The organism is Sporosalibacterium faouarense (assembly GCF_016765695.1).
Classification (GTDB): Bacteria; Bacillota; Clostridia; order Tissierellales; family VENL01; genus Sporosalibacterium; species Sporosalibacterium faouarense.
This window is the reverse complement of sequence record NZ_JAETGO010000031.1, coordinates 1-5,337: the sequence shown is the minus strand read 5'-3', so window position 1 is coordinate 5,337 and position 5,337 is coordinate 1. Positions and strand designations below refer to the sequence as shown.

At 33.4% G+C, this 5,337-nt stretch carries 4 protein-coding genes; all 4 read left to right on the top strand.

Annotated elements, in window-relative coordinates; translation table 11 throughout:
- Nucleotides 1-152 precede the first annotated feature (152 nt).
- The 4 genes from JMO20_RS04775 (at nt 153) to JMO20_RS04760 (ending at nt 5,049) form a co-directional block, all read left to right on the top strand.
- Nucleotides 153-1,028, top strand: coding sequence for a hypothetical protein (locus tag JMO20_RS04775; protein ID WP_202708399.1), 876 nt, complete (start codon nt 153-155; stop codon nt 1,026-1,028).
- A gap of 392 nt (nt 1,029-1,420) precedes the next feature.
- Nucleotides 1,421-2,047 carry a DUF6273 domain-containing protein gene (locus JMO20_RS04770; RefSeq protein ID WP_202708398.1) on the top strand — a complete coding sequence of 209 codons (627 nt, stop codon included), beginning with the start codon at nt 1,421-1,423 and terminating at the stop codon, nt 2,045-2,047.
- Between the two features lie 530 nt (nt 2,048-2,577).
- Nucleotides 2,578-3,294: a hypothetical protein gene (locus JMO20_RS04765; protein WP_202708397.1), complete on the top strand. Its 717-nt coding sequence runs from the start codon at nt 2,578-2,580 to the stop codon at nt 3,292-3,294.
- A 1,437-nt stretch (nt 3,295-4,731) separates the two neighbouring features.
- Complete coding sequence (locus tag JMO20_RS04760; RefSeq protein WP_207753435.1) at nt 4,732-5,049, top strand: hypothetical protein; 318 nt, start codon at nt 4,732-4,734, stop codon at nt 5,047-5,049.
- Nucleotides 5,050-5,337 lie beyond the last annotated feature (288 nt).

Here is a 5,337-nt window from a genome sequence, read left to right as displayed (position 1 = left end):
AGTTCCACCAAGAAGTATTCCTATAGGGTCCAGTTCGAAGGTATCGCAAACACGGAGACGTTAGGCAAAATTGTCAACTAGATAAGTAAGCTATAGATGAATTATTAAGTTACAAAAACATTAATAGATTATCTTTTTTGGAGGTAGTAAATGTGGATAAGTTAATGAATATTCTATTTGATAATGCGGATAAATTGTGGACATTACTTTCAGTAATTATTGGCGGATTTATTACATATTTTTCAACTTCTACAATAGAAAAAAGAAAAATAAAAAGACAGGCTCAGAAAGAAAAATTAGAACAAGTATTAATACCATACTGTACTTGTTTAGAAGCATCACTTCAAGAAATTAAAAAAGTTTATACTGAACATGGAAGGTCATATACCAAGGATAAATTGCAACAATGGTTTGATAACGTGAGCAAGCCATTAGAATACTTACAGGCTTCAAGAAGAGTTTATCTATCTGATAGATCTAAAAAAATGTTGGTTGAATTTGATAAAATGTTACACAATTTTGAGGTTAAACTAGATAAAGAATGTGATTACTGTTTGATAAAATATAAAAAGTATTTGGAAAAAAAGTTGATGGAATTTCCTAATGTTTATAACTCAATGATGATTACATTTTCAATGAGTCCTATAACTACAACTAAAATGAAATTGGCTATAATAAATAAAACAGACCTCTCTCTTTTAGATGATCTTAACTCTATAGAGTTTGTGCACAATGATGAACCTGAAAATTACAGAACCACTTGTATAAAATTAAATGATAAGTATAGACAAACTTGGAGTGTCATAAATTATGGTGCAATAGATATAACTGATATAGAAGATAATGAAGAGGAACTTGCATGTATTTTACTTGATTTTATTAATGATAATTTTGAGGATGAAAAGGAAATGCTTATGAACATTATTGAAAATACTTCATCAAGAACGTTGTTTATTGGAATATATAACAAAATGAATGAGATGAGAGATAAACTAATTAAAGAAATTGATAAAGTAGCTAATTATTAAAACTGCTATATTGTAGTCACAATAATATTGTAACAACTATTAACACAATGGCATTGGATAGCTACCGTTACCAACTTCGCCTAACAAAATATTTGCGCAAGAGTGCTCTAGGGAAAAAGAAGTTTAGAGAAATGAGCACTACACCTTTTCACTGGGAGCTAAGCTCCACCAAGGGGGCATTCCTTTAGGGTCCAGTTCGAAGGAGTCGCAAACACGAAGACGTTAGGCAACAGAATCAAAATTGGGTTCTTTAATCCAAATTATATTTACATATTGACTATGGTAAGGTTTAAGAATGAGTTGATAAACTTGAAATTACAGCGAAGATAATACGCATTTAATCATGTAGGCGCATTGAAACAATAAATTTAAGTTATAGGAGGAGAAAGAGAATGAGGGAGTTTAATATTGGCTCAATCGTGCTATTTGGAGGTTATCATTGGCGCATTCTTGATATACAAGGCAATTCGGCTTTGATTATAACTGAACATATGATAGAACAACACCCTTATAATAATTGTGCTGGTGATGTGACATGGGCTGACTGCTCGCTAAGAAAATATCTTAACGGTGAGTTTTATAACAAGTTCACCGTGACCGAACAGTCAAGAATAACTCCGGTAATAATCAAAAACGACGACAATCAGTGGTACGGTTCAAGAGGCGGTGAAGATACTTCGGATTACATATTTCTTCTAAGCATTGAAGAAGTAGTGTGTAAATATTTCGGTGACAGCAGTAAGAACCTTGAAAACCGCAGCGCCAAACAGCGATACTGGTTTCAAAGGAAAGACAAAAACAACAGCAAACGAAGATCGACATTCGATGGGGTTGTATGGTGGTGGTGGCTTCGTTCGCCCGGGCGTGACAATAGAAGAGCCGTATATATCCACGGCGATGGCAATATAGGCATTCAGGGAAACAGCACTTTCCACTATAGTAGCAACACTATTCACCCTTCAACAGGCGATAATAGCGGTGGAGTTCGTCCCGCTTTGTGGTTGAGCTTGGAATTATAAACCTTGAGCACTTTTCTCTTACAGAGGGTACTATCGCTGGTAATGGAAGAAAATACGGTAAGTAGCAGTATGAAATTAATTTTATCAATCATATAGCAAATTAAATAAATCCGTTTAGCATGTGTGTTTGCTCCTTTAGTCGAAGTAAAGCAAAGCTATAGGAAATCCAATTAGCAAACCTGCAAATCTCAACTTGTCTATTTTTTATGGCTTTCCATTCTATCTATAGTGTATTTAGTTAAGGTTTTGAGATATTGATTAGTGCAAAATAGAGTGTTATATGCTAACAATTCTGATCAATGGCTATTGTTAGATTCGGTTGATTCCATCGCCTAACACTGTGTTTGCGCAGGGGTGCACTGGGGACAAATTTTAGGTGCTGTGCACCACACCTTCTCGCTAACCGAATCACTCGTCGCATTAGGCGTTCGCGGGCACGCAGCCATGAGCGACTTTCCTGTAGAGCTCGAAGGCGTCGTAAACACGAAACCGTTATCTGAAATTCTTTATAGTTAGAAAGAGGTGATATTGTGGAACGCTCAATCAAAAGAATAATTCTATCTGTAATAGTAATTTCAGTTCTTTCTCCTTTAGTAATTGAATTCATGATTTTAAGAAATAATTTTGTTTCTGTTGTCTCAAATCAATCATGGTTATCATTTATCGGAAGTTTTTATGGGTCAATAATTGGCGGAATAGCTACACTAATAGCAGTAATGTTGTCAATAAAGCAAACCAATAGAATACAACAAAAGGAAGATGAACGAAGATATATAGAAAAGATTGAGTCTAACAAACCTATTTTTAATTTTCCTATTGATGATAGAAAAGTTTTAATTAGACATGAATATGGGTTAAAAAATTCAGGAGAGAGTGACCATCCATATTTCCACTACAATGTTTTGTTAGAAAACATTGGGATGGGAATTGCTTATGATTTTTATAGTTTCTTTCAAGGAGATAATTATAGTGGAATAGCGGGAGAAAATATTTTCGTGCAAAAAGGACAACAAATTAGCATTCAAATTTGTGGGATTCAAGAAAATAGTAGGGTAGAGGATAGAGTAAAACTAAATCTAGCCTTTAAAGATTTATACCAAAATGTATATATTCAGAGAATGGATTTTGTAGTAGATTACAGTCAAGGTATTTTCGTGATACGAAAAGCACACCTGCCTGAACTAGTTGAAAAAAATCACCATAAGTCAACTTCAGAAGTTTATGATAGATGTATGAACTTCAGATAACAAAATGTTTGCGCAAGGTCGCTCTAGGGAAGAAAGTCCAGGGAAATGAGCGCCACACCTTCTTGCCAGCAGAGTCAGTCGTCGCATAAGGCGTTCGCAGGCTCACAGGTATGATCAACTCCCTGTAGAGCTCGAAGGTGTCGCAAACACGAAGACGTTATAAGACATTTACCTTTTAAGATTGGAACGGACCTTTGTGAGAAATATAAACAATCAATTCATAAAGGGTAGGGTAAATCAATCTTTTATTCAGGGTGATTTTAAACTTAAATATTGGTTTTCAAGGGTATATCAATATACTTTTATGTTCAAGTTTGAAATTACATAGAACTTATGGATTTATTTTTTTATCTAGTCATGGAATTTATTGTATTAAGTGTTATTAATATGAAATATTTGATATAATTATTGTGGGATGTAAAACCAATTACTGTGGGATTTACTTTGAATATAATAGGTAGATTGATTTTTTACTTTAAAATTCATGACTCGCTTTTCTATTCTAAATTTTTAGTCTTGTAATGAATTTTCTTGTAAGCTTCTAAATAAAGGTAGTGTGTAAATTAGCTCCCCATGATCATTGGTGTATTAAGTAATAAATGATGGACAATATTTTGTCTTGAAAGAATATTGTTTCACTTGTTCTGTGAAATGGATAGGCTTGATATTTAGTCACAAGTGGGAGAAAAATTTTATTTGTGGATTTTTATGTGTAATATTGTCTTAACCTGGGTTATACACCAATTAAAGCATGAATTGATTGTTTATATAATGGCATTTGTTTGTATTTAAGGATTTAGATTTACTAGTAACATAGTCTTTAAGAGGTAGAAATCATAAACATGATTTCTTAGAATAAAGCGGTAAACATCCTATAACAAAGTGTTTGCACAAGGGTGCACTAGGGACAAGCTTTGAGGTATTGTGCACCACACCTTCTCGCTAACCGAGTCAGTCGCCCCATTAGGCGTTCGCAGGCTCACAGCCATGAGGGACTTTCCTGTAGAGCTCGAAGGTGTCGCAAACACCAAGACGTTATATGACATCTTTAAAATAATAGTTGAGTTCATTACTCAGAAAAAGATAAGGAATAACATGTATGTCATTAAGTATATAAATAGTAGCTAATACAATTAAGCATGTTGAGGGGAGATGATTAATATCTCAAGTTTTAAAACTATTCAGAAAAATAAATTTTCGCTAGTACTACTTATTATATTCCTATATGCTTTCTTTACTATTATAAGGCAAATTCTCCAACAACCTTCAGACCATATATTATGGATAATTTTATTAGTGCTTTTTTTGTTGATTACTAAAATTTCTACCAAACTTATTAATGAGAATAAGTTCTTTAGAAATAGTATGCTTCTTATTTCTTTTTGCATCTTTTACTTTATGATTGGAGCAATATCAATTGAGTATAGAATTGAACAGATGAATTACAAAACAAGTCAAGAAAAGGAAGATATTATAAAAATCCATTATACTTTTGAACACTGGGATAAGGGTAAGATACCAGCTGATTTTATAAAAGTAATTCCAGTTGGTGGAAAAGGATTTGAATTAGATGATATAAGTACTGAAAAATCTACTAACAACACGTATAGAACGACTATGTCATTTAAGTTAGTTGGTGAAAACGTAGAATTACCTACGAATACTATTGTTCTGTATCGAGTTCTGGGAGTATTTCCTATTATAAATATAAGAGGAGATGAATTTGATTTACCTCAAAGATTAAGTGCACAATAGATAATAGGAGGAATAACTTAGATTATTTATTAAAACTCACTGATAAATAAGATTAACTTATAGTTGTAACACATTTAGATTCTGAGACGTCATATAACAAAGTTTTTGCATAAAGGTGCACTAGGGATAGAATTTAAGGAAGTGTGCACCACACCTTCTCACTGGGAGCAAAGCTCCACTAAGAAGTATTCATATGGGGTCCAGCTCGAAGGTGTCGCAAACACGAAGACGTTATATGACAGATGCAGGAGGGGTTTGGTAAAAAATACGGCTATTATGAAATCTAAG

Bases quoted from the DNA above. Each gene is read 5' to 3' on its own strand.
- JMO20_RS04770 (WP_202708398.1), top strand. From the start codon at position 1,421: ATGAGGGAGTTTAATATTGGCTCAATCGTGCTATTTGGAGGTTATCAT.
- JMO20_RS04760 (WP_207753435.1), top strand. From the start codon at position 4,732: ATGAATTACAAAACAAGTCAAGAAAAGGAAGATATTATAAAAATCCAT.